General features: G+C 67.5%; 26 protein-coding genes. 5 read left to right on the top strand and 21 right to left on the bottom strand.

What is annotated here, in order from left to right; genetic code table 11:
* Window positions 1-386: 386 nt before the first annotated feature.
* Window positions 387-1,010, top strand: coding sequence for a class I SAM-dependent methyltransferase (locus PUN71_RS19295; protein ID WP_277799703.1), 624 nt, complete (start codon window positions 387-389; stop codon window positions 1,008-1,010).
* Here PUN71_RS19295 and dapF read toward each other — a convergent pair.
* From dapF to PUN71_RS19265, 6 genes are all read right to left on the bottom strand, one after another.
* Window positions 982-1,926, bottom strand: a complete 945-nt coding sequence (gene dapF, locus PUN71_RS19290; RefSeq protein ID WP_277799702.1) for a diaminopimelate epimerase — start codon at window positions 1,924-1,926, stop codon at window positions 982-984. The two genes, PUN71_RS19295 and dapF, sit on opposite strands and share 29 nt — an antisense overlap.
* Before the next feature lie 128 nt (window positions 1,927-2,054).
* Window positions 2,055-2,951, bottom strand: coding sequence for a tRNA (adenosine(37)-N6)-dimethylallyltransferase MiaA (gene miaA / locus PUN71_RS19285; RefSeq protein WP_277799701.1), 897 nt, complete (start codon window positions 2,949-2,951; stop codon window positions 2,055-2,057).
* Between the two features lie 3 nt (window positions 2,952-2,954).
* Window positions 2,955-4,514: a tRNA (N6-isopentenyl adenosine(37)-C2)-methylthiotransferase MiaB gene (gene miaB / locus PUN71_RS19280; RefSeq protein WP_277799700.1), complete on the bottom strand. Its 1,560-nt coding sequence runs from the start codon at window positions 4,512-4,514 to the stop codon at window positions 2,955-2,957.
* On the bottom strand, window positions 4,511-5,128 hold the full coding sequence (locus PUN71_RS19275) for a regulatory protein RecX (RefSeq protein WP_502861091.1): 618 nt from the start codon (window positions 5,126-5,128) through the stop codon (window positions 4,511-4,513). Before PUN71_RS19275 ends, miaB begins: the two co-directional genes overlap by 4 nt.
* A gap of 3 nt (window positions 5,129-5,131) precedes the next feature.
* The gene (gene recA / locus PUN71_RS19270) at window positions 5,132-6,187 is read right to left on the bottom strand and encodes a recombinase RecA (RefSeq protein ID WP_043455230.1); all 1,056 of its coding nucleotides are present in this window, start codon (window positions 6,185-6,187) and stop codon (window positions 5,132-5,134) included.
* 205 nt (window positions 6,188-6,392) lie between these two features.
* Window positions 6,393-6,617, bottom strand: coding sequence for a DUF3046 domain-containing protein (locus PUN71_RS19265; protein ID WP_141940786.1), 225 nt, complete (start codon window positions 6,615-6,617; stop codon window positions 6,393-6,395).
* A 41-nt stretch (window positions 6,618-6,658) separates the two neighbouring features.
* On the opposite strand from PUN71_RS19265, the gene PUN71_RS19260 reads away from it, so the two are divergent.
* Window positions 6,659-7,189, top strand: a complete 531-nt coding sequence (locus tag PUN71_RS19260) for a MarR family winged helix-turn-helix transcriptional regulator (RefSeq protein WP_277799699.1) — start codon at window positions 6,659-6,661, stop codon at window positions 7,187-7,189.
* 93 nt (window positions 7,190-7,282) lie between these two features.
* On the opposite strand, the gene PUN71_RS19255 is transcribed toward PUN71_RS19260, so the two are convergent.
* The 7 genes from PUN71_RS19255 to PUN71_RS19225 form a co-directional block, all read right to left on the bottom strand.
* Window positions 7,283-7,735 carry a helix-turn-helix domain-containing protein gene (locus PUN71_RS19255; protein WP_043455225.1) on the bottom strand — a complete coding sequence of 151 codons (453 nt, stop codon included), beginning with the start codon at window positions 7,733-7,735 and terminating at the stop codon, window positions 7,283-7,285.
* A 166-nt stretch (window positions 7,736-7,901) separates the two neighbouring features.
* The gene (locus PUN71_RS19250; RefSeq protein WP_277799698.1) at window positions 7,902-8,381 is read right to left on the bottom strand and encodes a CinA family protein; all 480 of its coding nucleotides are present in this window, start codon (window positions 8,379-8,381) and stop codon (window positions 7,902-7,904) included.
* On the bottom strand, window positions 8,378-9,022 hold the full coding sequence (gene pgsA, locus PUN71_RS19245; protein WP_043455221.1) for a CDP-diacylglycerol--glycerol-3-phosphate 3-phosphatidyltransferase: 645 nt from the start codon (window positions 9,020-9,022) through the stop codon (window positions 8,378-8,380). Before pgsA ends, PUN71_RS19250 begins: the two co-directional genes overlap by 4 nt.
* Before the next feature lie 17 nt (window positions 9,023-9,039).
* Window positions 9,040-11,931 carry an FtsK/SpoIIIE family DNA translocase gene (locus tag PUN71_RS19240; protein ID WP_277799697.1) on the bottom strand — a complete coding sequence of 964 codons (2,892 nt, stop codon included), beginning with the start codon at window positions 11,929-11,931 and terminating at the stop codon, window positions 9,040-9,042.
* Between the two features lie 159 nt (window positions 11,932-12,090).
* Window positions 12,091-13,782 carry a ribonuclease J gene (locus PUN71_RS19235; RefSeq protein ID WP_159632332.1) on the bottom strand — a complete coding sequence of 564 codons (1,692 nt, stop codon included), beginning with the start codon at window positions 13,780-13,782 and terminating at the stop codon, window positions 12,091-12,093.
* Window positions 13,783-13,822: 40 nt separating this feature from the next.
* Window positions 13,823-14,731 (bottom strand): 4-hydroxy-tetrahydrodipicolinate synthase, encoded by a 909-nt coding sequence (gene dapA, locus PUN71_RS19230; RefSeq protein WP_043455215.1) that lies wholly within the window; start codon window positions 14,729-14,731, stop codon window positions 13,823-13,825.
* A gap of 58 nt (window positions 14,732-14,789) precedes the next feature.
* A complete protein-coding gene (locus PUN71_RS19225) occupies window positions 14,790-15,173 on the bottom strand; it encodes a hypothetical protein (RefSeq protein WP_277799696.1) in 384 nt (127 codons plus the stop codon).
* A gap of 97 nt (window positions 15,174-15,270) precedes the next feature.
* Between PUN71_RS19225 and PUN71_RS19220 the strand changes: the two genes are divergently transcribed.
* Complete coding sequence (locus tag PUN71_RS19220) at window positions 15,271-16,506, top strand: heparan-alpha-glucosaminide N-acetyltransferase domain-containing protein (protein ID WP_277799695.1); 1,236 nt, start codon at window positions 15,271-15,273, stop codon at window positions 16,504-16,506.
* A 143-nt stretch (window positions 16,507-16,649) separates the two neighbouring features.
* On the opposite strand, the gene PUN71_RS19215 is transcribed toward PUN71_RS19220, so the two are convergent.
* The 8 genes from PUN71_RS19215 to PUN71_RS19180 all read right to left on the bottom strand — a co-directional run bounded on the left by PUN71_RS19215 (window position 16,650) and on the right by PUN71_RS19180 (window position 23,759).
* Window positions 16,650-17,417, bottom strand: a complete 768-nt coding sequence (locus PUN71_RS19215; RefSeq protein WP_277799694.1) for a TM2 domain-containing protein — start codon at window positions 17,415-17,417, stop codon at window positions 16,650-16,652.
* 434 nt (window positions 17,418-17,851) lie between these two features.
* Complete coding sequence (locus PUN71_RS19210; RefSeq protein ID WP_043455208.1) at window positions 17,852-18,325, bottom strand: hypothetical protein; 474 nt, start codon at window positions 18,323-18,325, stop codon at window positions 17,852-17,854.
* Between the two features lie 3 nt (window positions 18,326-18,328).
* Window positions 18,329-19,099: a 4-hydroxy-tetrahydrodipicolinate reductase gene (dapB, locus tag PUN71_RS19205; RefSeq protein WP_043455205.1), complete on the bottom strand. Its 771-nt coding sequence runs from the start codon at window positions 19,097-19,099 to the stop codon at window positions 18,329-18,331.
* Between the two features lie 126 nt (window positions 19,100-19,225).
* Entirely contained in the window at window positions 19,226-19,714 is a 489-nt protein-coding gene (locus PUN71_RS19200; RefSeq protein WP_277799693.1) for a molybdenum cofactor biosynthesis protein MoaE, read from the bottom strand.
* Window positions 19,704-20,228 (bottom strand): MogA/MoaB family molybdenum cofactor biosynthesis protein, encoded by a 525-nt coding sequence (locus PUN71_RS19195; protein ID WP_277799692.1) that lies wholly within the window; start codon window positions 20,226-20,228, stop codon window positions 19,704-19,706. Before PUN71_RS19195 ends, PUN71_RS19200 begins: the two co-directional genes overlap by 11 nt.
* Complete coding sequence (gene moaC / locus PUN71_RS19190) at window positions 20,225-20,716, bottom strand: cyclic pyranopterin monophosphate synthase MoaC (RefSeq protein ID WP_043455197.1); 492 nt, start codon at window positions 20,714-20,716, stop codon at window positions 20,225-20,227. The genes PUN71_RS19195 and moaC overlap by 4 nt, the downstream gene beginning before the upstream one ends.
* On the bottom strand, window positions 20,704-21,972 hold the full coding sequence (locus tag PUN71_RS19185; protein ID WP_277799691.1) for a molybdopterin molybdotransferase MoeA: 1,269 nt from the start codon (window positions 21,970-21,972) through the stop codon (window positions 20,704-20,706). The genes moaC and PUN71_RS19185 overlap by 13 nt, the downstream gene beginning before the upstream one ends.
* Before the next feature lie 23 nt (window positions 21,973-21,995).
* Complete coding sequence (locus PUN71_RS19180; RefSeq protein WP_277799690.1) at window positions 21,996-23,759, bottom strand: molybdopterin-dependent oxidoreductase; 1,764 nt, start codon at window positions 23,757-23,759, stop codon at window positions 21,996-21,998.
* A gap of 119 nt (window positions 23,760-23,878) precedes the next feature.
* On the opposite strand from PUN71_RS19180, the gene moaA reads away from it, so the two are divergent.
* Both moaA and PUN71_RS19170 read left to right on the top strand, forming a co-directional pair.
* The gene (moaA, locus tag PUN71_RS19175; protein WP_277799689.1) at window positions 23,879-25,006 is read left to right on the top strand and encodes a GTP 3',8-cyclase MoaA; all 1,128 of its coding nucleotides are present in this window, start codon (window positions 23,879-23,881) and stop codon (window positions 25,004-25,006) included.
* Window positions 25,007-25,011: 5 nt separating this feature from the next.
* Complete coding sequence (locus PUN71_RS19170) at window positions 25,012-25,278, top strand: MoaD/ThiS family protein (protein WP_043455193.1); 267 nt, start codon at window positions 25,012-25,014, stop codon at window positions 25,276-25,278.
* Window positions 25,279-25,505: the final 227 nt, after the last annotated feature.

Raw genomic sequence — 25,505 nt, 5'->3', positions numbered from 1 at the left:
TTGGAACGTATTCGCGCTGGGCTGACGGCCTGCGGTCATGCATGTTCTCCTGTGGTGTCGCCGCCGGCTGCAGTGCCGGGGCCGGGGATGCCGCATCAGGGAGGCGGCAGGGCAAAAGGGGGCCGGAAAATGGCAGGAGTTACAGCCCGGAGGCTGACGTTCGAGTATTGTCCGGCGGCCGGCGGGACGGAGTGGTCTGCGCCGGTGTGCAGCGGAAGGCATGGGAGCCTGCGTCGCTGCGGGACGGGCTGTCGCTGGAGGACAGTGCGGGACGGGCAGTAGGCCCGTGCCGGCTACTCGAAGATCAGGAACATGCCCTCCAGAGTAGCAGAGCGGCTTCCGCGCGGTTTCCCTTTACGCTGCAAGGGGAACTACTCTGGCCAGTTATGGAGTCAGCACACTATTTCAGCACGTCCCCAGCCGGCCCCTTCACCCGTAAGCCGCTTACCGTGGAGTTGGCCGGTAAGACGCGCAGGCTCCATACCTCCACCGGCATCTTCAGCCCGGACGGGATCGATAAGGGCACTGCAGTGCTCCTGGCGGAGGTCCCGGCCCCGAATCCGCAGGGCAACCTGCTGGACATCGGGTGCGGCTGGGGCCCGATCGCACTCAGCATGGCGCTGCTCGCTCCGCAGTCCAAGGTCTATGCCGTGGACGTGAACGAACGGTGCATCGCCCTGACCAACGAAAACGCCGCCACGCTGGGACTGTCCAACGTCGTGGCCGGCACCCCGTACGCCGTCGACCCGGAGATCCGCTTTGACACCATCTGGTCCAACCCGCCGATCCGCATCGGCAAGGACGAGCTGCATGCGCTGCTGAAGCTGTGGCTTCCGCGCCTGGCCGACGGCGGGACGGCGTGGCTGGTGGTGCAGAAGAACCTTGGCTCGGACTCGCTTCAGCGCTGGCTGGCAGCCGAATTGGACAGCTCCTTCACCGTGACCCGTGCGTCAACGGCAAAGTCCTTCCGGATCCTGAAGGTTACGAAAGCGTCCCGCTCGCCACAATAACGGCGGGGCCGCTGAGCTCAACGTGTTCATGGCCGCCGGGTCCAGCGAAGAACTTCACGCCCACGACACCTCCGGGAACATGGACGCGCCATGCGTCCGGCGCCTCGGCGCCCGCCCAGTGGCGGATGGCGACGGCGGCCGCACAGGCTCCCGTCCCGCAGGACTGGGTCTCCCCCACGCCGCGCTCGTGCACCCGCATGGTGACGGTTCCTACGCCGTCGTTGACCAGGGGGTCGGACGGCACCACGAACTCCACGTTGGTGCCGTTGGCGGGGACGGGGTCGACCTTGGGCGCTGTGAAAAGCCGGGTGCCCGCCAGCTCCGACAGTTCAGCGAGGGCCACTACCGTGTGCGGATTGCCCATGCTGACGGACAGCGCCGGCCGGGGAACTTCCAGGCCGTCGGCGGTGACCAGGGAGTCCATGGCCTTGGCGCTGGCCTCCCCGGGAAAGATGAATTCCCACGGCCCCATGTCCACCGCGTAGCCGTCCCCGGTCCGGACCACGGTCTTGACGCCGCCACGGGTGCCGATGGTGAGAGCCCCGCCGTCGGGAAGGTCGATGAGCCCCTCGGTGCGCAGGAAGTGGACAAAGACCCGGACGCCGTTGCCGCACATTTCGGACAGGGAGCCGTCTGCATTGCGGTAGTCCATGAACCATTCCGCGTCCGGGGCGGCGGCGAGCAGCTCCCGGCCCTCGGGCAGGAAGCGGGAAGGGACCGCCCTGATCAGGCCGTCGGCTCCGATGCCGCGGTGCCGGTCGCAGAGGGCGGCGGCCTGGTCGGCGCCCAGGGTTCGGGTCCCCTCCGGGTCGGCGACCAGGACGAAGTCGTTGCCGGTGCCGTGCCCCTTCGAAAAGCGGAGCCCGCTCAGTGTGCGCAGGGCGGATCCGGGAGTTTCTGCGGGGGTAGCATTCATGTTCCCAAGCGTAGCGGCGGATGCGGCCGCTACCGAAACCGCAGCGGACGGGGGCACAGTTCCGGCTCCTGGCTGCGCAGTTCTTAACTGCGCAGCCACAACCGGCATTGGTCCTCCCTGCACGGCTCCTACCGGCACAGCTCCGCGGCTTTGCCCACAAGGTGGGGATCCTGCCAGTCGAGCCAGGTGATGCGCGGATCGGCCCGGAACCAGGTCAGCTGCCGGCGGGCGAACTGGCGGGTGGCCACAATCGTCTCTTCGGCGGCCTGCTCAACGGTTGAGCCGCCGTCGATGACGCGCAGGAACTGGGCATAGCCGAGGGCGCGGGACGCGGTTTTGCCCCGGCGAAGACCGCGGGCGTCCAGTTCCCTGACCTCGTCCAGCAGGCCTGCCTCCACCATCCGGTACACCCGGGCCGCCAGTCGCTCCCGCAGCACGTCCCGGTCCACACCAAGGCCTATCTGGACGGCAGGCCGGTGATACTCGCGCCGGGGCATGTAGGAGCTGAACGGCCGGCCGGTGAGTTCGTGGACTTCCAGGGCACGGATGATGCGCCGGGCGTCCGAGACCCGGTCCGCTGATACCGGATCAACGGACTTCAGCCGGGCCAGGAGCGCCTGGGTGCCGTGTTCGGTGTGCTCGGCCTCCAGCCGTGCCCTCAGTGCCGGGTCCGTGCCCGGAAACTCCAGCACGTCCAGGGCCGCGCGGACGTACAGCCCGGAGCCGCCGGCCAGGATGGCGCGCCTGCCGCGGGCATGGATCGCGTCAATGGTCTCCCGGGCCCTCTGCTGGAAGTCGGAAACGCTGGCTTCCTGGGTTACGTCCAGGATGTCCAGGAGGTGGTGCGGCACCCCGCGGCGCTCGTCCATAGTGATTTTGGCGGTGCCGATGTCCATGCCCCGGTAGAACTGCATGGCGTCGGCGTTGATGACTTCACCGCCGAGCTCGAGGGCGAGGTTGACGGCGAGGTCTGACTTGCCGGAGCCGGTGGGACCGACGACGGCGATCACGGGTGGGGCGGCCACCTGTCAGCGGGTGCGCAGGGGCAGGGTGGGCATGCCGAGGGAAACACCCTTCGCTCCCGCCCCCGTGCCGGGCGCCGGTGCGCCGCAGGAATCAGCCTGGGACCTGTCCCAGGCGTCCCCTGCCCGGGAGCGGCGCAGGCTGTAATCCTCCAGGGTGGGATCAGCCACGAGGTGGAATGCCGCGGCCTCAGTAATGGTAACGGTGACGAGGTCCCCGGGCCGGGGCGAGGGAGCGCCGTCGGGAACGGAGAAGTGGACGAGCCGCTGGTCCTGTGACCGCCCGGACAACCGGTGGGTCTCCCCGGACTTCCGCCCGGACTGGGCGGTGACCATGACCTCAAGCCGGCGGCCGAGCTGCTTGCGGTTCTCCTCGGCGGCGATCCTGTCCTGCAGGGCGGTGAGCCGCTCGAACCGTTCCTGGACCACAGCCTTGGGCAGCTGGCCGGGCAGGTCGGCGGCGGGCGTGCCCGGCCGCTTCGAGTACTGGAACGTGAAGGCGGTGGCGAAGCGGGACTTTTCCACCACGTCCAGCGTTGCCTGGAAGTCTTCCTCCGTCTCCCCCGGGAAGCCGACGATGATGTCCGTGGAGATCGCGGCGTGGGGAATCTTCCCGCGTACCTTGTCCAGGATGCCCAGGAACTTGGTGGAGCGGTAGGAACGCTTCATTTCCCGCAGGATGCGGTCCGACCCCGACTGCAGCGGCATGTGGAGCTGGGGCATCACATTCGGGGTCTCTGCCATGGCGTCGATGACGTCGTCGGTGAAAGCGGCGGGGTGGGGGCTGGTGAAGCGCACCCGCTCAAGGCCCTCAATGTCGCCGCAGGCGCGCAGCAGCTTGGAGAAGGCCTGCCGGTCACCGAACTCGACGCCGTAAGAGTTGACGTTCTGCCCCAGGAGGGTCACTTCGATGGCGCCGTCATCCACCAGCGCCTGGATTTCGGCGAGGATGTCGCCGGGCCGCCGGTCCTTTTCCCTGCCCCGCAGTGCCGGCACGATGCAGAAGGTGCAGGTGTTGTTGCAGCCGACGGAGATGGACACCCAGCCGGAGTAGACGGAGTCGCGTTTCGTGGGAAGCGTGGACGGGAACACGTCCAGGGATTCCAGGATTTCAAGCTGCGCTTCGTTGTTGTGGCGGGCCCGGTCCAGGAGGGCCGGGAGGGCACCGACGTTGTGGGTCCCGAAGACGGCGTCAACCCAGGGTGCCTTCTTGAGGATCGTCTCGCGGTCCTTCTGGGCCAGGCAGCCGCCCACGGCAATCTGCATGCCGGGGTTGGCGGCTTTGACGGGGGCGAGGATGCCCAGGTTGCCGTAGAGCTTGTTGTCGGCGTTTTCCCGGACAGCGCAGGTGTTGAACACCACGACGTCGGCGTGGTCGCCTTCCGCCGGGACGTATCCGGCGTCCTCGAGCATGCCGGCCATCCGCTCCGAGTCATGCACGTTCATCTGGCAGCCAAAGGTGCGCACCTGGTAGGTGCGGGGCTGGGCGGCTTCGGCTTGCGGCACGGCCGCCGGATCAACGGAAGCGGTGGCGCCGGATTGGGGGGAAGGAATGGTCAAACTCACCAGTTAAGGGTACCGGCTTCCCCGCTGTCGTGATCCCGGCGGGATTCCAGTACCTCGTTGACGATCCGGAACGCCTGGGAGGGCTGATAGCCCTTGCGTGCCAGCATGGACGCCAGCCGCCTCACGGTTTTGTCCCGCTCGGCCTGGTCGGACAGGTCCGTGCCGGGCCGCAGCTTCCGCTCCACCAGGGTCCTGGCGGCGGCCTCCTCATCGGCGTCGGAAAGCTGCTCGAGGGCGGACGCAGCTGTCTGCTGGTCGATGCCCTTGTCCGCCAGTTCGCGGCGGAGGGCGCCTTTTGCCAGCTTGCGGGATTGTGAACGGCTCCTGACCCACATGTCCGCGAACTCGGCGTCGTCGATCAGGCGGACTTCCTGGAACTTGTCCAGGACAGTTTCGGCAACATGCTCCGGGATGTTTCGTTCGGCCAGCTTACGGGCCAGCTGCAGCCGGCTCTTGGGTGATGCCGTCAGCTGGCGGTAGACGATGGTCTGGGCAACGCTGAACGGATCCGGTTCGGCGTCTGCCGACTGCGGATCGTCCGGTAGGGCGCCGGAGTCCGACAGCCCTTCGGAGGGGCTGTCGGACCGGCTGCGGCGTGTACGCGATCCAGCCAAGGGCTAGAACCCGTCGACGGCTTTCAGCTTGGGAGCATCCTTGGATTCATCCTCGGCAGGCTTGACCCCTACGCCGAGCTTCTCCTTGATGAGGCGCTCCAGCTCGGCGGCGAGCTCCGGGTTGTCGCGCAGGAACCGGCGCGAGTTCTCCATGCCCTGGCCCAGCTGGTCGCCGTCATAAGTGAACCAGGAGCCGGACTTCTTGATGATGCCGTGCTCCACGCCCATGTCGATGATGCCGCCTTCGCGGGAGATGCCCTGGCCGTAGATGATGTCGAACTCGGCGACCTTGAAGGGCGGAGCCATCTTGTTCTTGACGATCTTGGCCTTGGTCCGGTTGCCGACGGAATCGGCACCTTCCTTGAGGGTCTGGATCCGCCGGACGTCGATGCGAACCGACGCGTAGAACTTCAGGGCCTTACCACCGGTGGTGGTTTCGGGAGAGCCGAAGAAGACACCGATCTTTTCACGCAGCTGGTTGATGAAGATGGCGGTGGTCTTGGTCTGGCTCAGGCGGCCGGTGATCTTACGCAGGGCCTGGCTCATGAGCCGGGCCTGGAGGCCAACGTGGCTGTCACCCATGTCGCCTTCGATTTCAGCGCGCGGCACCAGGGCGGCCACGGAGTCAATGACGATGACGTCCAGCGAGCCGGAGCCCACCAGCATGTCCATGATCTCCAGTGCCTGTTCTCCGGTGTCCGGCTGGGACACGAGGAGGGCGTCGGTGTCCACGCCCAGCTTGGCGGCGTAGTCGGGGTCCAGGGCGTGTTCGGCGTCGATGAAGGCTGCGATGCCGCCGGCGCGCTGGGCGTTTGCCACGGCGTGCAGGGCAACGGTGGTCTTACCCGAAGATTCCGGACCGTAGATTTCAATAACACGGCCGCGCGGGAGGCCGCCAATACCGAGGGCCACGTCCAAGGCGATGGATCCCGTGGGGATGGTTTCGATCGGGGCACGGACTTCGTCGCCCAGGCGCATGACCGAGCCCTTGCCGAACTGCTTGTCAATCTGGGCCAGCGCTGCTTCCAGCGCTTTTGCACGATCCGGGGCTGCCGCCATGGTTGACACCTCTAATGCTTTCTCGATGGTGGCCTACGCGGCCGTTTTATTGGTCATCTCTGACGCTAAGGGGACCCACTGACATTCCGGCGGGAGGACGACGGTTATGTGGATAAACCCGATGGAAAAAGCATAGCTGTATCCGAACAGGTATTCGAAGAGTCGGGGTCCTGCGGCGTGTCAGTGTGGACGGTGCGGGGTGCTGCTAGTCGCGGCGGGGGGCGATATCGCGGCCAAGCCGCCGCTCGGCCGGCACGTCCTGGACGTCGCAGACGGCCAGCCAGACCTTGCGCGGTTCCACGCCTGCTGCCAGGGCCTGGTCTGCGGTCCGGCCGCCCACTCCGGCGAGGACGAGGGTGCTGCTCAGGACACGGGAATAGCCCGCGCCGAACTCGTCATCCATCAGACGCCAGTACTCGCTGATTCGCATCGGTAAATCCTCTCATGATTGCGGACCCTAGAATTGTTGCCATGAGCAACCCCCCGGATCTCCCGCCGCAGCACGACACAGGCGATGATGCCGCCGACACCGCACTGCGGAATGTCGAACACCAAATCAGCCTCTTCTGGCGGCGGGCCAGGGCCATCTCGAACCAGCTCTCCCGGGAAGTCCACCCCGACATGGAGCCTGCAGCGTACGGACTCTTGACGGTCATCCGCAGGGAAGGACCCATCCGCCTGACCGACCTCGCCATGAACATCGGGGTGGGCAAGCCATCGGTGAGCAGGCAGATTGCGTTCCTGGAAAACCTGGGACTGGTGTCCAAGGAAGCGGATCCGCTGGACCGGCGGGCCCAGTCCATCCGGCTGACGCCGAAGGGCGAGGAGAAGATGCACCAGGTCCAGGACGCCCGGCGGCAGGTCTTCCAGGAACGACTGCGGGAGTGGCCGGTGGAGGATCTGCAGGAGCTTGCCCGCTACATGGCAATGCTGAACTCAACGTATGAGCGGGACGGATTTCCCAGGGAAGCCGCGGGCGGGTCCCCCGACCAGGAGGACTAGGCCCCAGCGGGCGGAGTGGAAGACAGCAGGAAGCCCCCGGCATGGCCGGGGGCTTCCTGCTGTTGCCTGACCCGCCTGCGGCGGGGCTGGCGTTTACCGGGCGCCGGAGAGAAGGCCCGTGGTGAGTTCGTCGTTCAGTTCGTTGTTGAGGTCGCGTTCCAGGTCGCGGCCGTAACGCTGGGAGAATTCCTGCGGCACGGTGTCCGGAACGGCGACGCCCTCGGCGACCGCGACGCGGTCACTGACCTCGCGGAGCATGCTTGACAACGGAACATCCAGCGCCGAGCAGATCGAGGACAGAAGCTCTGACGATGCTTCCTTCTGGCCGCGCTCCACTTCGCTGAGGTATCCCAGGGAGACACGGGCGCTGTGCGAAACTTCGCGGAGCGTACGCCCCTGACGCTGGCGGACATCGCGCAGGACATCACCGATTTCGTGACGAAGTACTACCATCTTGCGCTCCTTCTGTTCGCTCTTAGCCTGTTCGGCGAGGCCCACATCCTTCCAGCGGACAACGCCGTTTACGGATACGGGCTGCTTTACCATCTGTATCGCCTTGCTCCCTCATTGGTCAGGTCCGCCGCGGGGCGGACCGTCGTGGTCATTTCATCCTAGGCGCCTCCGCTCTCCGGAAGCGACACAATGTAATAACTAATCGGTACCGGCTTTTGTTCCCGGAAACTTTACGCGCGGTAACTTGGCCCCACAAGGATCAGGCGGACAAGGCCTCCAGCAGCCTTTCCAGGGCCGCGGCGCAGGCTGCGCCGCGGATGTCGGGCCGGCTTCCGGTGAACGAATATTCAAAACCAGTGCTCCCCGCGGCTGTGGCCACGCCGATGTACACCCGCCCCACAGGCTTTCCGTCGTGCGCGTCGGGGCCGGCCACTCCCGTCGTGGAGAGCCCGACGTCGGCGCCCAGGACCGTGCGCGCCCCGTCGGCCATGGCGCGGGCAACGTCGGGATCGACGGAGCCGGCACGGGCCAGCAGGTCACCGGGGACATGCAGCACCGCTTCCTTGACGGAATTCTGGTAGGCCACGACCCCTCCCTGCAGCATGCCGGAGGCACCGGGCGTATCGGCCAGGACGGCCGAGACCATCCCCGCCGTCAGCGATTCCGCGGTGGCAACCGTCCGCCCTGACTCGAGCGCCTGCCTGACGGCCTGCGCGGCCAACTGGTGGAGGTTGCTCATGCCTGCTCCTGCCCTTCCACGGTCCCTGCCTGCCGCTTCCCCTTGGCGCGCAGGCGCATGGCCTCAACCACGTATTCAACGCCGGTCCACAGCGTGATGGCAACGGCAGCCATCATGACGGCGAACGCAACCCAGGCCATCCACGGCGCGAATGCCCCGAACGGCAGCAGGTACAGGAAGATCGCCGCTGTCTGGACGACGGTTTTGAGCTTGCCGCCGCGGGAGGCGGGGATCACGCCGTAGCGGATCACGAAGAAGCGCAGGGCCGTGATGCCCCACTCCCGGACCAGGATCACGAGGGTGGCCCACCACGGGAGCTCACCCAGCAGGGACAGCATCACCAGCGCAGAACCGGTGAGGAGCTTGTCCGCGATGGGGTCGGCGATCTTGCCGAAGTCGGTGACGAGGTTGCGGCTCCTGGCGATGTCGCCGTCGAGCTTGTCGGTGTAGATGGCGACGGCGAACGCCGCCACCGCCGCCCAGCGCCACGGTCCGGAGGTACTGTGCAGCCCCGGCGCATCCGCGACGAGGAACCACACGAAGAACGGGACCAGCACAATGCGGATCATGGTCAGGACATTGGGAAGGTTCCAGACCCCGGCTCGGCCTTGGCCGGCGGCGGTGGCATCGGTGCTAGTCACGTTCCTAGGCTACCGGCCTAGCGTCCCGTGAGGGACCATGCGTCCTCGGAGCCGTCGTCGTCATCGCCGTAGCCGCCGGAAGCGGAATCCGAACCGTCGTAGTATTCGACGTTCTGCTTGCGCTTGTCCAGGTCGGCGGCAACCAGGTCCTCGGCGTAGCCACCCTGGGCGATGTTGGCGTTGGCGTTGTCGCTCAGCGCGGCGGTCTGCGAGTCAGGCGCTGCGGGGGCCTCCTGCCCCTTCATGGCGGCGAGGACGGCGGCGAGGTCGTCCGGCTTCACCAGCACGTCGCGGGCCTTGGAGCCCTCGGAGGGGCCCACCACGCCGCGCGATTCCAGCAGGTCCATGAGCCGGCCGGCCTTGGCGAAGCCGACCCGGAGCTTGCGCTGGAGCATTGAGGTGGACCCGAACTGCGTGGTGACCACCAGTTCGGTGGCCTGCAGCAGCACTTCGAGGTCGTCCCCGATGTCGTCGTCGATCTGCTTCTTTTCCGCCTCCGGCGCGACGTCGTCACGGTAGACGGCCTGCAACTGTCCCTTGACGTGTTCGACGACCTTGTGGATCTCGGATTCCGTGACCCAGGCACCCTGGACGCGCATGGCCTTGGAAGCACCCATGGGCAGGAAGAGCGCGTCACCCTGGCCAATGAGCTTCTCCGCGCCGGGCTGGTCCAGGACCACCCGGGAGTCCGTCACGGAGGACGTGGCGAAGGCCATGCGGGACGGAACGTTGGCTTTGATCAGGCCGGTGACCACGTCCACGGACGGGCGCTGGGTGGCCAGCACCAGGTGGATGCCGGCTGCACGTGCAAGCTGGGTGATGCGGACGATCGAGTCTTCGACATCGCGCGGGGCCACCATCATCAGGTCCGCGAGCTCGTCCACGATCACCAGCAGGTAGGGGTACGGCCGGATGACGCGCTTGGAATCCACCGGCGGGTGGACCTTGCCGGCGCGGACGGCCTTGTTGAAGTCGTCGATGTGCTTGAAGCCGTAGTTGGCGAGGTCGTCGTACCGGGCGTCCATTTCCCGCACCACCCACTGCAGCGCTTCGGCGGCCTTCTTGGGATTGGTGATGATGGGGGTGATCAGGTGCGGAACGCCCTCGTAGGCGGTGAGCTCCACGCGCTTGGGGTCAACCATGACCATCCGGACCTCGTCCGGCGTGGCGCGCATCAGGATTGAGGTGATCATCGAGTTCACGAAGGACGACTTACCGGCACCGGTGGCACCGGCCACCAGCAGGTGCGGCATCTTGGCCAGGTTGGCCACCACGTAGCCGCCCTCCACGTCCTTGCCCACGCCCATGACCATGGGGTGGTCGGTGCGGCGGGCATTCTGGCTGCGGAGGACGTCGCCCAGGGAGACGGTTTCGCGGTCCGTGTTGGGGATCTCGATGCCGATCGCGGACTTCCCCGGAATGGGGCTCAGGATGCGGACGTCGCTGGAAGCCACGGCGTAGGAGATGTTCTTGGACAACGCCGTGACACGCTCCACCTTGGTGCCGGGCGAGAGTTCGATCTCGTAGCGGGTGACGGTGGGGCCGCGGCTGAAGCCGGTGACGGTGGCGTCGACGTTGAACTGCTGCAGTGTGTCCGTCAGGGCGGCGACGACGGCGTCGTTGGCCTCGGTGCGCTCCTTGGGGATGGAGCCCGGGGTGAGGAAGTCCGAGGCAGGCAGCGTGTACGTGACGTCGCCGGCGAGGGAAAGCTGCTCCGTCCGCTGCGGGATGGGCACGGGCGGCGGCGCCGGGGCCACGGGGTTGGAGGGAACAGTAGGTGCGGCGGCGGGCTTGCCGGGGGCAGCGGCACCGGGGATCACCAGCGGGATGGCCTCGGTGGCGTTCTCGGCCGGAGCGGCCGGGGAGCTTCCGCCCAGGCCCTGGGCCGCCTTGATCTTTTCGACGGCGATCTCCGCCTGGGTGGGCCGGCGCACACCGGGAGCGGGCCGGGCAGGCTCCTGCTCGTCGTCGTCAATGACTGCGTGTTCGAAGGCCTCATCCCCCACGTACCCGTCCAGGCCTGCCTCGGTTTCCTCGTCCTTGCCGAAGAGCCTGCGCTTCTTTTTCTTCGGTGCAGCGGGCGGAGTCCGTTCAAGGTAGCTGCGGTCGTGGGCGTCACCGGGCTGGTCCTGCTCCATCAGGTCAATGCCCATGAGGTGTTCGTAGGCTCCCCGGAGGCGCCGCGGGATGGCGGTGAACGGAGTGGCGGTGATGATGAGCACTGACACGAACGCGAGCAGGGCGTAGAGCACCACGGGCACTGCGGGGTGGATGGCTGCCAGCGGCGTGGCCGCCAGGAAGCCGAGCATGCCGCCGGCCTGCCGGAGGCCTTCGAAGCCGTCGGCAACGGTGGGCTGGCCGCCGAGGATGTGGGCGAGGCCGCAGCCGGCGAAGGTCATGATCAGGAAGCCGATCCCAACCCTGTTGTTGCCGCGGCCGTCGGAGGGCTGCCGGAACAGCCGGAAGGCGCACACGAAAAGCATCAGCGGCAGGAGCAGGGAAATCCAGCCGAAGGTGCCGTTCACGACGGCGTAGACGGCGTCGGGCAGCCAGCCCGTCAGGCCCCACCAGGCGAAGGTGGCAATGAAGATGCCCAGCGCCAGGTTGAAGAGTGCGGCGCCGTCGCGGCGGTCCTCCGGTGGAAGGTCGCTGACGTCGTGGCCGATGCGGCGCACTCCCCCGCCCACCAGGTGCCCGATTCCCAGCCAGGCTCCGCCCACGACGCGCAGCAGCCACGGCTGGTGGTGTTCGACGGCGGGAAGCTGGCGGGTGCGCGCGGTGCTGGATGAGCCGCCGCGCGCTGGTTTGCTGGCGGCGGAGCCGGTTCCGCGGCCTGTGGAGGCTCCGGATTTGCTGCCGGAGCTGCCCCTGCCGGTACCTTTGGGCGCGGAAGTAGTACGTGTGGCCATAGTAGCCACGCTACCGGAAGCAGGCCGTAATTCCGGGGATATCGGGGCCCGGGGAGCGCACCGGCTGACGGCGCGGACCGCACCGTCCGGACACGCGGAAGGCCCCGGTTCACAGTGAACCGGGGCCTTCCGAACCTGCCAATGGCAGCGGAGGCAATCTCAGGCCTCGAGCACCACCGGGATGATCATGGGCTTGCGGCGCAGCTTGCGGTTGACCCACGTGCCCACGACGCGGCGCACCACCTGCTGGAGCTGGTGACTGGTGTGGTCGGCGTGGTTCTGGACTGCTTCTTCCAGTGCCGCGTTGATCTTGGGGATGATGTCGTCGAAGACGGAGTCATCCTCGGCAACGCCGCGGGCGTGGATCTCGGGCCCGGACACCACCTTGCCCGTGGCCCGGTGGATGACCGTGATGATCGAGATGAAGCCTTCGTCGCCCAGGATGCGGCGGTCCTTGAGGTCGGCGTCGGTGATTTCGCCCACGCTGGAGCCGTCGACGTAGACGAAGCCCACCTCCACCTGGCCCACGATGTCCGCCTGGTGGTCGCGGAGGTCGATGACCGTGCCGTTGTCCGCGAGGATGACGCTTGCCTCGGGGACCCCGGACTCGATGGCGATCTTGCCGTTGGCGATCAGGTGCCGGGTTTCGCCGTGCACCGGCATCGCATTGAGCGGCTCGAGGATGTTGTAGCAGTAGAGCAGTTCACCCGCGGCGGCGTGGCCGGACACGTGCACCTTGGCGTTGCCCTTGTGGATCACGTCGGCACCCAGCTTGAGGAGGCCGTTGATGATCCGAAACACCGCATTTTCATTGCCCGGGATGAGGCTGGAGGCCAGGATGACGGTATCGCCGTCGCCCACCACCACGCGGTGGTCGCCGTTTGCCATCCGGGACAGGGCCGCCATGGGCTCGCCCTGGGAGCCGGTGGACATGAGGACCACGCGGTTGTCCGGCAGGTTGTCGATGTTCTTGATATCGACGATCAGCCCGGAAGGGACGTCCAGGTAGCCCAGCTTCTCCGCGATGGCCATGTTGCGGACCATGGAGCGGCCCACAAAGGCCACCTTGCGGTTGTGCTTGGCAGCGGCGTCAAGGACCTGCTGCACGCGGTGCACGTGGGAGGAGAAGGACGCCACGATGATGCGCTTGGTGGCTTGGCCGAAAAGCCGCTCCAGCGTGGGGCCGATTTCCTTCTCGGCCGTGGTGAATCCGGGCACGTCGGCGTTGGTGGAGTCGGACATGAAGAGGTCAACGCCCTCTTCGCCCAGCTTGGCGAAGTGGCGCAGGTCGGTGATGCGTCCGTCCAGCGGCAGCTGGTCCATCTTGAAGTCACCGGTGTGCAGGACCGTTCCGCCGGCAGTGCGGATGAACACGGCAAGGGCGTCAGGGATGGAGTGGTTGACGGCCACGAACTCGCATTCGAACGGGCCGAACTTCTCCACCTGGCCCTCTTCGACCGTCAAGGTGTAGGGCCGGATGCGGTGCTCCTGCAGCTTGGCTTCGATCAGGGCGAGGGTCAGCTGCGATCCCACCAGCGGGATGTCGTTGCGCAGGCGCAGCAGGTACGGCACGGCGCCGATGTGGTCCTCGTGGCCGTGGGTCAGGATCACGGCCACGACGTCGTCCAGCCGGTCCTCGATGTAGGAGAAATCGGGCAGGATCAGGTCAACGCCGGGCTGGGTTTCCTCGGGAAAGAGGACGCCGCAGTCCACGATCAGCAGCTTGCCGTCGATTTCGAACACGGCCATGTTCCGGCCGATTTCCCCCAGTCCGCCAAGCGGAACGATCCTGAGCGTGCCCTGGGGCAGGCGAGGAGGGGTGACAAGGCCGGTAAGGGCAGTTTGGGTCATAGTGCACTACTTTCCAGGCGGAAGGGTGCCGGTCTTAGCCTCAGGAGAAGACCAGCCCCGCTTCCGCCAAATCCCCGCGGATGGTTTCGATCTCGGTTTCGTCCGGCTCCACGAGGGGCAAACGGACAATCGAGTTGGGCAGGACTCCCTGCCATTTAAGAATCTGTTTGGCCGCCACGGCTCCCTGGACACGGGTCATCGTTGCGCGGACCACGGGCTGCAGTTCGAAGTTGATCTTGCGTGCTGTGCCGAGGTCGTTGGCGTTGACGGCGTCGATGAGTTCGCGGAAGCGGCGGGTGGCAACGTGGGTGGTGACACCGACGAGGCCTACGGCGCCCAGCGCCATCCACGGAAGGGTCAGGCCGTCGTCGCCCGAGTAGAACAGGAGGTCGGTTTCGGCCATGACCCGCGTGGCGGCGGTGAGGTCGGCCTTGGCGTCCTTGACGGCGACGATGTTGGGGTGCTGGGCAAGCCGGATCATGGTGTCCGGTTCGATCGGGATGGAGGACCGGCCGGGGATGTCGTAGAGCATGACAGGCACGTCCACCGCAGAGGCGATGGTTTCGAAGTGGGCGCGGACCCCGGCCTGGCTGGGCTTGTTGTAGTAGGGGGTCACCAACAGGAGGCCGTCGACGCCGAGGGCAGCAGCCTGCTGGGAGAGGTGCACCGAGTGCGCGGTGTCATTGGTGCCGGTGCCGGCAATGATGGCAGCCCGGCCGCCCACCGCTTCCTTGACGGCGCGGAACATGCCCAGGTTTTCCTCGTCCGTCAGGGTGGAGGTTTCACCGGTGGTGCCGGTGACCACCAGGCCGTCGCAGCCGTCGTCGACGAGCTTGCTGGCCAGCGCAGCCGCCTGGTCGTAATCCACTGCGCCGTCCTTGGTGAACGGCGTGACCATGGCGGTCAGGAGGGTACCGAGGGCAGGGATGTGCGCGGAAGAGTCAGCCATGGAAAAAACGTTACCCTGTCCCCCGCTGGTTAGGACAATGCCACGGCCGTGACGAACGTCAAATAGGCCGGACCCAGGGGCGCGGCCGCGCTTCGGCTCCGGTGTGGCAGTAGCGCCCGACGGCGGCCTGCCGGAGGTCCTCAGCCCAGGACGCCAGCCGCTGGGCGGCGCGAACGTAGTGGAACAGTTCCGTAGGCGTGAGCGCTTCGATGTCCGTTTCCGCGAGCCGGCGGGCAAGCTCCGCGCCTTCGGGCTGGGCGGCCAGGCTGATGCCTTCCTGCTCCCACTGCACGTCCTCGGCCGGTTTGCCCGAGACAAGCTGCCGGAACAGGTAGTCCACCACTCCCGGGCTCATTGCCTTCAGCAGCCCACTGCCGGCCTCGGGTTCAGCCGGCTGCAGGCGGCCCTGCTCCTGCGTGCCTCCGCTTGATGACATTTCCATGGCACAGATAGTATTCGAACATATATTCGAATACAAGATCCCTGTGACGGGATCCCTGTGACAGGAGCACTTCAACAGCATGTGAGACGATCTGGTCATGTCCTCGCGTACCCCGGCCACCCGGTCCCGGAAAACTCCCGGACGGCAGCACCCCGGGCGCCTCCGGGGTATCGACGCGGCACGCGGCCTGGCACTGCTCGGCATGATGGCCACGCACCTGCTGCCGACCTTCGAATCGGATGCCGGCCTCACGCCCACGTGGATCGGCCTCACGTTCTCCGGCCGGGCTGCCGCGCTTTTCGCCGTACTCGCGGGCGTGGGACTAGCGCTTTCAACCGGGAAGGACAAGCCCCTGCAGGGCAGCGACCTCTCCGCGGCCCGCCGGGGTGTTGCGCTGCGCGCCCTGGTGATTGCCGCCGTCGGCCTTACCCTGGGCGGCCTGGAAGTGAACGTGGCGATCATCCTGGTCCACTACGCGGTGCTGTTCCTGTGCGTCCTGCCCTTCCTGGGACTGGGGGTGAAGCAGCTGTGCGCCTGGGCAATCGGCTGGATCCTGGCATCGCCGGTGTTGGCCTACCTGCTCCGGCCATGGCTCCTCGCCCCGGAACCGCCCCTGAAACTCGGCCACAATCCGGCCTGGGAAGACCTGGGGACGCCCTCCCGGCTGCTGGCGGACGTGTTCTTCACCGGCTACTACCCGGTGCTGCAGTGGCTGTCCTACCTGCTGGTGGGGCTGGCTATCGGCCGCCTGGTCCTCACCAAGGCACTGGTCCCCGTCCTGCTGCTGGCGGGAGGAACCGTTGTTGCCGTTGCGGCCAAGGCCGTCGGCACTGCGGCCATGGCCGACTGGGGCGGACTGGCAGCACTGGAAGAGGCCACCAACTCGCCGGGGTACCCGCTGGGCAGCGTGCTGCAGGTGAACCTGGCCGGACTTCCGCAGGAAGGTTCGTGGTGGTGGCTGGCCTCGGCGGCGCCGCATTCGGGGACCACGCTCGACCTGCTGCATACTTCGGCGGTCGCGGCAGCCGTCATTGGCGCCTGCCTGCTGCTGGGCCGCCTGGCCGAATGGGTGGACCTGGACCTGCTGCTGCCGCTGCGGGGAGCGGGCGCCATGACCCTGACCCTCTACACCGTGCATGTCTGGGTCGTGTCCGGCTTCTACCTCAAGCCGCTGCCCGCGGGCTGGACCGAGGACGGGATGTATTTCGCCCATGCCGCCACGGCGATTGCCGTGGGCGTGGTGTTTGCGCGGCTGTCCTGGCGGGGGCCGCTGGAATGGGCGGGCCATGCGGCCACCCTCGTTGGACGCGGAGGCGTCAAGGCGCTGCAGTGACGGGACGCCTTGATGCTGCAGGTCGTGACAGGGTTGAAACGGGGAATGCGCCAAAGGAACCCGCGGCACCATCACAGGATGATGCCGCGGGCCCTGGGTTTTCCTGACTGGCTGTTGCAGGTGACCGGTTTTGAACCGACCGCCTACTGTGCTGTCAGGGTGAAGGCAGCAGCCTTGTCGCCGGAGTCATTGATGATCACCACCTGGACCGGGCCCTTCTTGACGTCGAACGCAATGACCCCCTGGCGGACGTCTCCGGCGCCAACCTCTTCCGTGGGCAAGGCCCCCAGCCCCTCGTCCAGGTAGACCAGTTCGCCCTCTTTTCCGTCGGCGTCGTAGACCGCGAAATTCGAGGGGCTGGAGAAGCTGGTACCGGTCTGCGTCTCCCATGAAACCTCGACGGCGAGGAAGCCGCCGTTTTTCGGTTGCAGGTAGGACATACCGGGAATCTCGGCAGTGTAGATCGAATCCAGGACGCCTACCTTGACCGTGTTGCCCTCAGACACCGTGGCCACAACAGAGCCGGCGTCGGGTGCGCTTCCACCCGACGGAACGGGGGCGCCCTGGGATACCGAAGGAATTCCGGATGGAACGGGTACATTGCGGCCGTCCACAGCAGCGGCGATCATGGCGATCGAGACAAAGGTCAGCACGATCCCCGAAATAATGCTCATCAGCCAAACCACGGCAGTGATGATCCACGCCTTCTTCCTGTTCTCCGGGTAGCCCGCCAGCGGGCGGCCGAAGATGTCCCGGGTATTGCCCGTCAGGGTCACCACCAGGTCCACGATTGCCCAGATGCCCAGGCCCCCGGCTGTCAGCAGCTTGGCGACGGCAGAGCCCATCTTGCCAAGGTAAAACCGGTCCGCGCCGAAGGTGCCCAGGATGAGGGACAGAATCCAGGTGGTCATGAATGACTTGCGCGGCCCATCGGGGTAGGGCCCGTGGCTGGCGGCGCCCGGGTGGTGCTGCCCTTCAAAGCCGGGCCGTCCGTCCGGAGCGGGGTGCCCAGCAAAGCCGGACTGCCCGGCAAAGCTGCGCTGCCCATCGACACTTGACGGCGCCGGCGGAACCGGAGGCGCTGACGGTCCGCCTTGTGGCGGTTGGGGATGACTCGGGTGGCTCATGATCGTCCTTTATGCAGGGTGCGGGTGCGCAAGCAAGGTTCAAGGGACGATCGTGGCGGCATGACCGCCAACCCCATGTCCGCCCCCCAAGCCGGAAAGTGTTGCTCCCCGAACATACCGCGGGCACAACGGAACTGCGATGGTCAGATATGCCCATCGCAGTGAGTTGGTGGCGTGCCGCGGCCGCGTGGAGCAGCCGGTGCTAGGACGCAGCGGTGCTAGGACGCGGCGGTGAAAAGCCGGACGGCGTCGCGCATGGATGCGCGGGCCCGCTTGCGGTCCCCGGCGGCGTCGTAGGCGCAGCTGAGCCGGAACCAGGAGCGCCAGTCGTCGGGCGCGGCCTCAGCCTCGGCACGGTATTTTTCGAACTCGGCGTCGGCGGCGGCGCGGACGATCCGGCCGCCGGGAGTGCGGGGCAGCTCATCCACGGGCAGCCCGCCTTCTGCCTCCAGGACCTTGGCCATCTGCTCGGTGCGGGCACCGAACATGAGTTCCCGGATCAGGGCCCACGCGCCGACGATGGGCAGCACCAGGTAGGCGGCGCCAATGGCCTTGGCGGTGAGGCTGCTGTCCGCCAGCAGCAGGAGGGACCGCTGGAAGGAGACCACCAGGTAGAAGACCAGCAGCAGCGTCACTGCTCCCACCCAGATCTTGGTGCGGTTCTTCCGGAAGCCGGCCAGGAACCCGTCCACTGCCTAGAACCCCAGGTCCAGGTAACCGTCCAGGCCCACGGTCAGGCCGGGGTGCGCGGCGACGTTGCGGACGCCCAGGAGCACGCCTGGCATGAAGGACGCCCGGTCGAAGGAATCGTGCCGGAGGGTCAGTTGTTCACCCGGGCCGCCCAGGAGTACTTCCTGGTGGGCCACCAGGCCGCGGAGACGGACGCTGTGCACCCGGACGCCGTCCACTTCGCACCCGCGCGCTCCGGCACGTTCACTGGTGGTGGCATCGGGGCTCGGGGGCAGGTCCGCTGCGGCCCGTTCCGCCGCGATGAGCTGTGCCGTTCGCACGGCGGTGCCGGAAGGGGCATCCACCTTGTCCGGGTGGTGCAGCTCAATGATCTCCACGGACTCGAAGTACCTGGCAGCCTTCGCCGCGAAGGCCGAGGCCAGCACCGAGCCCAGCGCAAAGTTGGGCGCGATGAGGACGCCCGTTTCCGGGTGCCCGGCCAGGAGGGATTCGAGGGCGGAAAGCCGGGCAGCGTCCCAGCCGGTGGTGCCCACGACGGCGTGGATTCCGTGTTCGACGGCGAAGCGGACGTTCGCTTCGGTGCTTTCGGGAACGGTCAGGTCCACCAGGTACTGGGCACCTGAGGTGGTCAGCTGCTCCAGGGAGTCACCCCGTCCCAGGGCTGCGGCGAGCTTCATGTCGGGCGCGGCATCGATGGCCTTCACGGCTTCGGCGCCCATGCGTCCATTGGCGCCGAGGACGGCCACCAGCTTGGGAACGGAGTGTTGTTCGGTCATGGTGTTAACCCTACCGGCGGGACCGGTGGGTGCAGGAACCGGCCGGCGTGCGTTACCTCGCATTCCGCGGCCGCACCCGCGGACTGGTCAGCCGGGGAGGATCCCCCATGCGGGTCCGGTGCAGCGTCAGCTGCCCGCACCTACCCATTCCACGGTGCCGTCGGAGAAGAACTGCTCCTTCCAGATGGGCACCTGCTCCTTGATCCGGTCCACGAGCTCGGAGCAGACGGCGAACGCCTGCCCGCGGTGCGCGGCAGACACGGCGCACACGAGCGCGGGGTCTCCGATCTCCAGCATGCCGATGCGGTGGGCGGCCCAGATGCGGACCGGCTGGCCGCTGCCTCCGGAAGCCTCCGCGGCTGGCTGTTCCCCCGCAGCGTTCTGTTCAGCAACCAGGCGGGCGACGACGTCGGCCATCACCTGGTGTGCCGTGGGGTGCGCACTGTAGCTGAGGCGCTCCACGGATTTGCCGCCGTCGTGGTTCCGGACCACGCCGCTGAAGCTGACCACCGCGCCGGCCGTGTCGCTTTCCACGGCAGCGATGGCCTGGTCGACGGAGATCGGGTCCGGGCTCAGCACGGCCCTTACTATCTCGAATGCTGCTTCAGTGCCCATGTCCGCCTTCCAGCTGGTCGCAGAGGTGCCCGATCACGGGATCCAGGACGCCCAGGCCGTCCATGACGCCCTTCGGTGATCCAGGCAGGTTCACAATAAAGGTTTTCCCCGCGGCGCCGGCATGGCCACGGCTGAGGGCAGCGAGCGGGGTCTTTTCGGCGCCGGCCCGCCGGATTGCCTCCATGATGCCCGGGATTTCCCGGTCCAGCAGGGGCAAGGTGACGTCCGGTGTCCGGTCGTCCGGGCTGAGCCCGGTGCCGCCGCTGGTGATGACGACGGCGGGATGCTGGGTCAGGAGCGCCCGGATGGCAGCCCCGACGGGCTCGCCGTCGGGGACCACCATGGCGGGGAAGACGTCGAAGCCGTGCTCGGTGAGCCAGTCGGTGATGACCGGGCCGGTTTCGTCGTCGTAGATGCCGGCGGCCGCACGGGTTGAGGCGATAACGACGCCGGCCCTGCGTCCCTGAACGTCGCCGTGCCGGTGCGGCTCGGCTGCGCCAAAGATGGAGGTCACAGTGCCCAGTCCCCGCTCTTGCCGCCGCTCTTGGCCAGCACCTTGATGTCCGTCAGGACGGCGTGCTTGTCCACCGCTTTGATCATGTCGTAGACGCTGAGGGCGGCCACGGACGCAGAGGTCAGGGCCTCCATTTCCACGCCGGTGACCCCGCGGGTCTTGACGGTGGAGGTGATGGTGACTGTTTCGGTGCCCAGCTCGAAGTCCACTGTGACCTTGGACAGCGGAAGCGGATGGCACAGCGGCACCAGGTCCGGGGTCTTCTTCGCGGCCATGATGCCGGCTACGCGGGCAACCGCCAGGGCGTCGCCCTTGGGGAGGCCGCCGCTGCCCAGCAGTTCCATCACCTCTGCGGTGGTCTGCACGGTGGCGGTGGCCGTGGCTTCGCGGGTGGTCTCGGGCTTGGCGGAGACGTCCACCATCTGGGCGCTGCCGTCCTGGCGCAGGTGCGTCAGCGCGGGGGTCTGTTCTGCGTTCACAGCATCCATACTTCCACCTCATCCCCGGAGGCGAGCTCCGTTACGCCGGCCGGGACGTGGACCAGGACGTTGGAACCTGCCAGGGCGTGCATGAGGTGCGAGCTTTCGCCGCCCTCAAGCCGCACCGTCCCGTCCGGCTGCAGGCTGCCGCGCCGGACCTGGTGCTTGGGCGCCGGGGACGTGAGGGGCTGGGCCAGCCCACTCAGATCCAGGCGGGCCCGCAGCGGCAACCTGGCTGCCGGTGCCCCCAGCAGCGCTGACAGCGCGGGGCGGAGGAACATCTCAAAGGACACCAGGCAGCTGACCGGATTGCCGGGAAACCCAAGGAACGGGACGCCGTCGAACGTTCCCATCCCCTGTGGACCGCCCGGCTGCATGGCCACGTGCAGGAACTCGACGGGCTGGTCTGCCATTGCCTGGCGCACCACCTCGTAAGCGCCCTTGCTGACCCCGCCGGTGGTGACGATGAGGTCGGCGCCCTGGCACTGGGCCCGCAGCAACGCGGTCAGTTCAGCCGGATTGTCAGTGGATATACCGGAACGCCGGACGGTGAGGCCCGCCTGCTTCATGGCAGCCTCGAGCAGGGTTCCGTTGGAGTCGTAGATCTTGCCCGCCGGAAGCGGCCGGCCGGGTTCCACCACCTCGTCCCCGGTGGTGACGAGCAGGACGGTCACGGCCCGGTACACCGGCACCTCCGGAATACCCAGCGCGGCGAGCAGCCCCAGCTGCGCCGGCCCCAGGCACGTCCCGGCGGCCAGCGCCTGCTCCCCCGCCGCGATGTCGCTTCCGGCGGCCCGCACATACGTTCCGTGGGCGGTGGCCGGCAAGGTCACCGCCCGCCCGTCGCCGGATGCCAGGAAGTGGTCCGGGACCGCCTTTTCAATCGGTACGACGGCGTCGGCCCCCGCCGGGATCATGGCACCGGTCATGATGGGCGCCGCCGTTCCGGGCTCCAGGGGGCGGGGGGTTGACCCGGCAGGAACCGGGAGCATGATGCGCAGGTCCGCTCCGTCGCCGGGAAGGTCACCGGAACGGACGGCATAGCCGTCCATCTGGGAATTCGCGAAAGGGGGAAGGCTGACCGGTGCGTCGATGGACAACGCCAGGCCGCGGCCGAGAGCCGCGCTGAGCGGAAGGGTTTCGATGCGGTCCGCCGCTGCCATGCCGCTGAGGAGGTCCCGGACCGCGGCGGCATGGTCGGCAACGGACCGCGCCCCGTGGTGCACCTGGTGCCTGGTCTGGCCATGCGGAACGGAACGGGTCATGGGTACGCCTTTGGTCGCGGCTGTCAGGATTTCACGTCCACTCTAACCGTGTGAAATCCTGTGGCCCCGTCCGGCGCCGGTGGCCGCGCCGTTTCTTCCTGTGCCCGGCCCGCGAGGTCGGTGGCACGGACCTGGACCTCGTACTGCCCCGGGGTCAGGTCCACGCCCAGCTTCCACTGGTACCACGTATCGGGCGAGATTCCGGTGGCCAGGTCCGCTTCCTGCCACGGTCCCCGGTTGATCCTCAGTTCCACCCTCCGGATACCGGTGTGCTGGGCCCAGGCAACTCCCCCAAAGACAACTGTTCCTGCGGTGACCGGCCGGCCGCTGCGGGGCACGTCGATGCGGGATGACATCTTGATGGGGCCACGCTCGGACCAGCCGCGGGGCGTCCAGTAGCCGGTGTCGTCGGCGAACCGGGTGACCTTCAGTTCGGTGAGCCACTTGGTGGCCGAGACATATCCGTAAAGGCCTGGGACCACCAGCCTCACGGGGAACCCGTGCTCCAGCGGCAGCGGCTCACCGTTCATGCCCACGGCCAGCAGGGCGTCCCTGGCGTCGGTGAGGACGTCCAGGGGCGTGCCGGCCGTCCATCCGTCGGCGCTGCGGGAGAGCACCATGTCCGCGCCGGGTTGCGGGCCGGCCTGGGCCAGCAGTTCGCGGAGCGGCCAGCCCAGCCAGCGGGCGTTGCCGATCAGGTCCCCGCCCACACCATTGGAGACGCAGGCGATGGTGATGTGCCGCTCGGTCAGCGGCATGGCCAGGAGGTCGGCGAAGGAGAGCTGTACCTCACGCTCGACCATCCCGGTGACCCTAAGGACCCAGGTATCCGCGTTGACCGCCGGGACGGACAGGGCCGTATCAATTCGGTAGAAGTCCCGGTTGGGCGTAACCAGCGGAGTTGCACCGGCTACCCCTGATTCGGCGGTGGCCGGGATGGGCGGGGCCGGTGAGGCCGGTGCGGGAAGGGAGATGCGGGCCCTGGCTTCGCTGGCCGCGATGGCGGCGCTGCGCCAGATTCCCGCGAGCACGCCTCCCACGGCTGAAACCGCGGCGGTGACGGCAAGGGACTGGAAGAAGCTGCGGCGGGATGGGCCGGTGCCGGCGGCTGCCTCCCCGCGCCAGGCGTGGAGTTTCCGGATCAGGAACCGCAGGAGGACGCCGGCAAGCACGGCGGCCAGCACGGGAAGTGCCAGGGCGCCGGGTGTCACCTGCGCGCGGGTCAGCACGGCTGCGGCTCCCGCTGCCCCAAAAATTCCCACCACGGCGATTCCGGCGAATTTCCGGTTGTCTTCGAGGACGCCTGCCACGGCAGCCAGCAGGGCAATGGCGAGTGCCATGCCGGCCAGGAGCGCGGCCTTGTCGGCCGTTCCGAAGAGGGAGATGGCCCAGTCCTTGACGCCCGGCGGCACTGCGTCGATGACAGCACCCCCCACCGCCGTCAGGGGCGACAGCGACGGGCTCAGGAAACCTGCCAGCAGTTCCCCGGCCACCAGGCCACCGGCAACAGCCGCAACACCGGCTGCAGCCGCGAGGGACCGGTGCCGTCCATCCCGTTCCTGGCTGTTGTCCTGCCGTATGTCCTGCCGCTTGTTCTGCCACTTGGCCTGCCGCGGCGCCTCCTGCGTGTCCTGCACGGGCCTCCGGGTCGCCCCGCCGGGGCTTGCCGCCTGTTGTCCCCCGCTCGGGACAGGGCCCGCACCTGGGTGCGCGCCGCCGTCGGACGCCTGCCGTGGAAGGCCGGTGCCGCCGTCGTCCATCAGGCCTCCGGGCCGGGGACTCTTCACCCCTCCAGCATAGGTTTCCCGGCGCCAAAGGGCGCCGGATCTGCTGCAACTCCCCGCAGGTTGGCGTCGGGCGCAGTCATGTGTGTGATCCGCGGCTCAACGTGGCGTAGCCTGAATTCATGAGTGTCCAGCTAGGTATGCCCCAGCCGCGGGAGGAAGCAGCATCCGCGCTGCCCGCCGTTCCCGGGCGCCGGCCCGCCGATGCGCCCGCAGGCCTCGTGGACCGGTACGGCCGGCGTGCCACCGACATGAGGCTGTCCCTGACGGACAAGTGCAACCTGAGGTGCACCTACTGCATGCCCGCCGAAGGCCTGGAGTGGCTGGCAAAACAGGCAGTGATGTCCGCGGATGAGATCGTCCGGATTGTCCGGATTGGCGTGGGTCAACTGGGGGTCCGCGAACTCCGCCTGACGGGCGGGGAGCCCCTGGTAAGGCACGACCTTGTGGACATCATCGCGGCCCTGCGCCGGAACCATCCGGACCTGCCGATCTCCATGACCACCAACGGTGTTGGCTTGGCGAAGAAGGCGGCGCCGCTCAAGGCGGCGGGGCTGACGCGCATCAATGTCTCGCTGGATTCGCTGCACGAGGAGACCTTTGCCCAATTGACCCGGAGGCCCTTCCTAAACCAGGTGCTTGCCGGTGTGGATGCGGCGTGGGCGGCCGGTCTGGGGCCCGTGAAACTGAACGCGGTGCTGATGCGCGGCATCAATGACGCCGAGGCGCCGCAACTGCTGGACTGGGCTTTGGGCCGCGGATATGAGCTGCGGTTCATTGAGCAGATGCCGCTGGATGCCGACCACGGCTGGACCCGGCGCAATATGATTACCGCCGCCGAAATCCGTGAACTGCTTTCGCGTGACTTTGTGCTCACTCCGGACCGACGGGCCCGTGACGGTGCCCCGGCGGAACGTTTTGACGTACGACGGCGGGTGGATGGTCCGGCGCCTGCGGATGGTCCCGTGCTGGGAACCGTGGGCATCATCGCTTCCGTGACCGAGCCGTTCTGCTCGGACTGCCGGCGCACCCGGATCACGGCCGAAGGCAAGATCATGAGTTGCCTGTTCTCACGCGAAGAGTTCGACCTGCTCGGGTTGCTGCGTTCAGGCGCGTCCGACGACGACCTGGCGCAGCGCTGGCAGGACGCCATGTGGATCAAACCGAAAGCCCACGGCATGGACCACGTGGGACTCGACGCTCCGGACTTCGTCCAGCCGGACCGCAGCATGAGCGCAATCGGGGGCTGACCGGGATGCTTGTACGTTACTTTGCTGCCGCGCGCGCCGCCGCCGGGTTTGAGGAAGAGAAGTTCGACCTGCCGGCGGGGTCCACCGTGGCGGACCTGCTGCAGGTTGTTGCCGCCGTGGACCGGCCCGAACCGCCGGCGGGTACGCCCCCGCTGCAGCGGCTGCTCTCGCGCAGCAGCTTCCTGCTTAACGAAGTGGCCGTGCGGGACCAGGCGACGGTTCTTGGCGCCGACGACGTGGTGGACGTGCTGCCGCCGTTCGCCGGCGGATAGGACTGCCATTCCGGTTGCCCTGCGAACCTGATTGTCGGACCCTCGTTGGATGATGTGGGTATGGGAATCGGCAGCGGTGTTGGGGTTGTGACGGAGGGTGTTTCTGCCTCTGTTGCCGCCCTTCACGCGCTGGACCGGGAGGATGCTGCTTTGGCTTCCGGCGCCCATGGAGGCACTGATGTGGATGTGTTGCAGCGGCGGTATGAGCTCCGGCTGGAACGGCTGGA

Source organism: Arthrobacter sp. NQ7, assembly GCF_029581595.2.
Lineage (GTDB): Bacteria > Actinomycetota > Actinomycetes > Actinomycetales > Micrococcaceae > Arthrobacter > Arthrobacter phenanthrenivorans_B.
This window is presented reverse-complemented; position numbering and strand designations above follow the sequence as displayed.

Coding starts and splice junctions, on each gene's coding strand:
- PUN71_RS19295 (WP_277799703.1), top strand. CDS start 387: ATGGAGTCAGCACACTATTTCAGCACGTCCCCAGCCGGCCCCTTCACC.
- dapF (WP_277799702.1), bottom strand. CDS start 1,926: ATGAATGCTACCCCCGCAGAAACTCCCGGATCCGCCCTGCGCACACTG.
- recA (WP_043455230.1), bottom strand. CDS start 6,187: ATGGCGGCAGCCCCGGATCGTGCAAAAGCGCTGGAAGCAGCGCTGGCC.
- PUN71_RS19265 (WP_141940786.1), bottom strand. CDS start 6,617: ATGCGAATCAGCGAGTACTGGCGTCTGATGGATGACGAGTTCGGCGCG.
- PUN71_RS19260 (WP_277799699.1), top strand. CDS start 6,659: ATGAGCAACCCCCCGGATCTCCCGCCGCAGCACGACACAGGCGATGAT.
- PUN71_RS19255 (WP_043455225.1), bottom strand. CDS start 7,735: ATGGTAAAGCAGCCCGTATCCGTAAACGGCGTTGTCCGCTGGAAGGAT.
- PUN71_RS19250 (WP_277799698.1), bottom strand. CDS start 8,381: ATGAGCAACCTCCACCAGTTGGCCGCGCAGGCCGTCAGGCAGGCGCTC.
- PUN71_RS19240 (WP_277799697.1), bottom strand. CDS start 11,931: ATGGCCACACGTACTACTTCCGCGCCCAAAGGTACCGGCAGGGGCAGC.
- PUN71_RS19235 (WP_159632332.1), bottom strand. CDS start 13,782: ATGACCCAAACTGCCCTTACCGGCCTTGTCACCCCTCCTCGCCTGCCC.
- dapA (WP_043455215.1), bottom strand. CDS start 14,731: ATGGCTGACTCTTCCGCGCACATCCCTGCCCTCGGTACCCTCCTGACC.
- PUN71_RS19225 (WP_277799696.1), bottom strand. CDS start 15,173: ATGGAAATGTCATCAAGCGGAGGCACGCAGGAGCAGGGCCGCCTGCAG.
- PUN71_RS19220 (WP_277799695.1), top strand. CDS start 15,271: ATGTCCTCGCGTACCCCGGCCACCCGGTCCCGGAAAACTCCCGGACGG.
- PUN71_RS19215 (WP_277799694.1), bottom strand. CDS start 17,417: ATGACCACCTGGATTCTGTCCCTCATCCTGGGCACCTTCGGCGCGGAC.
- dapB (WP_043455205.1), bottom strand. CDS start 19,099: ATGACCGAACAACACTCCGTTCCCAAGCTGGTGGCCGTCCTCGGCGCC.
- PUN71_RS19200 (WP_277799693.1), bottom strand. CDS start 19,714: ATGGGCACTGAAGCAGCATTCGAGATAGTAAGGGCCGTGCTGAGCCCG.
- moaC (WP_043455197.1), bottom strand. CDS start 20,716: ATGGATGCTGTGAACGCAGAACAGACCCCCGCGCTGACGCACCTGCGC.
- PUN71_RS19185 (WP_277799691.1), bottom strand. CDS start 21,972: ATGACCCGTTCCGTTCCGCATGGCCAGACCAGGCACCAGGTGCACCAC.
- moaA (WP_277799689.1), top strand. CDS start 23,879: ATGAGTGTCCAGCTAGGTATGCCCCAGCCGCGGGAGGAAGCAGCATCC.
- PUN71_RS19170 (WP_043455193.1), top strand. CDS start 25,012: ATGCTTGTACGTTACTTTGCTGCCGCGCGCGCCGCCGCCGGGTTTGAG.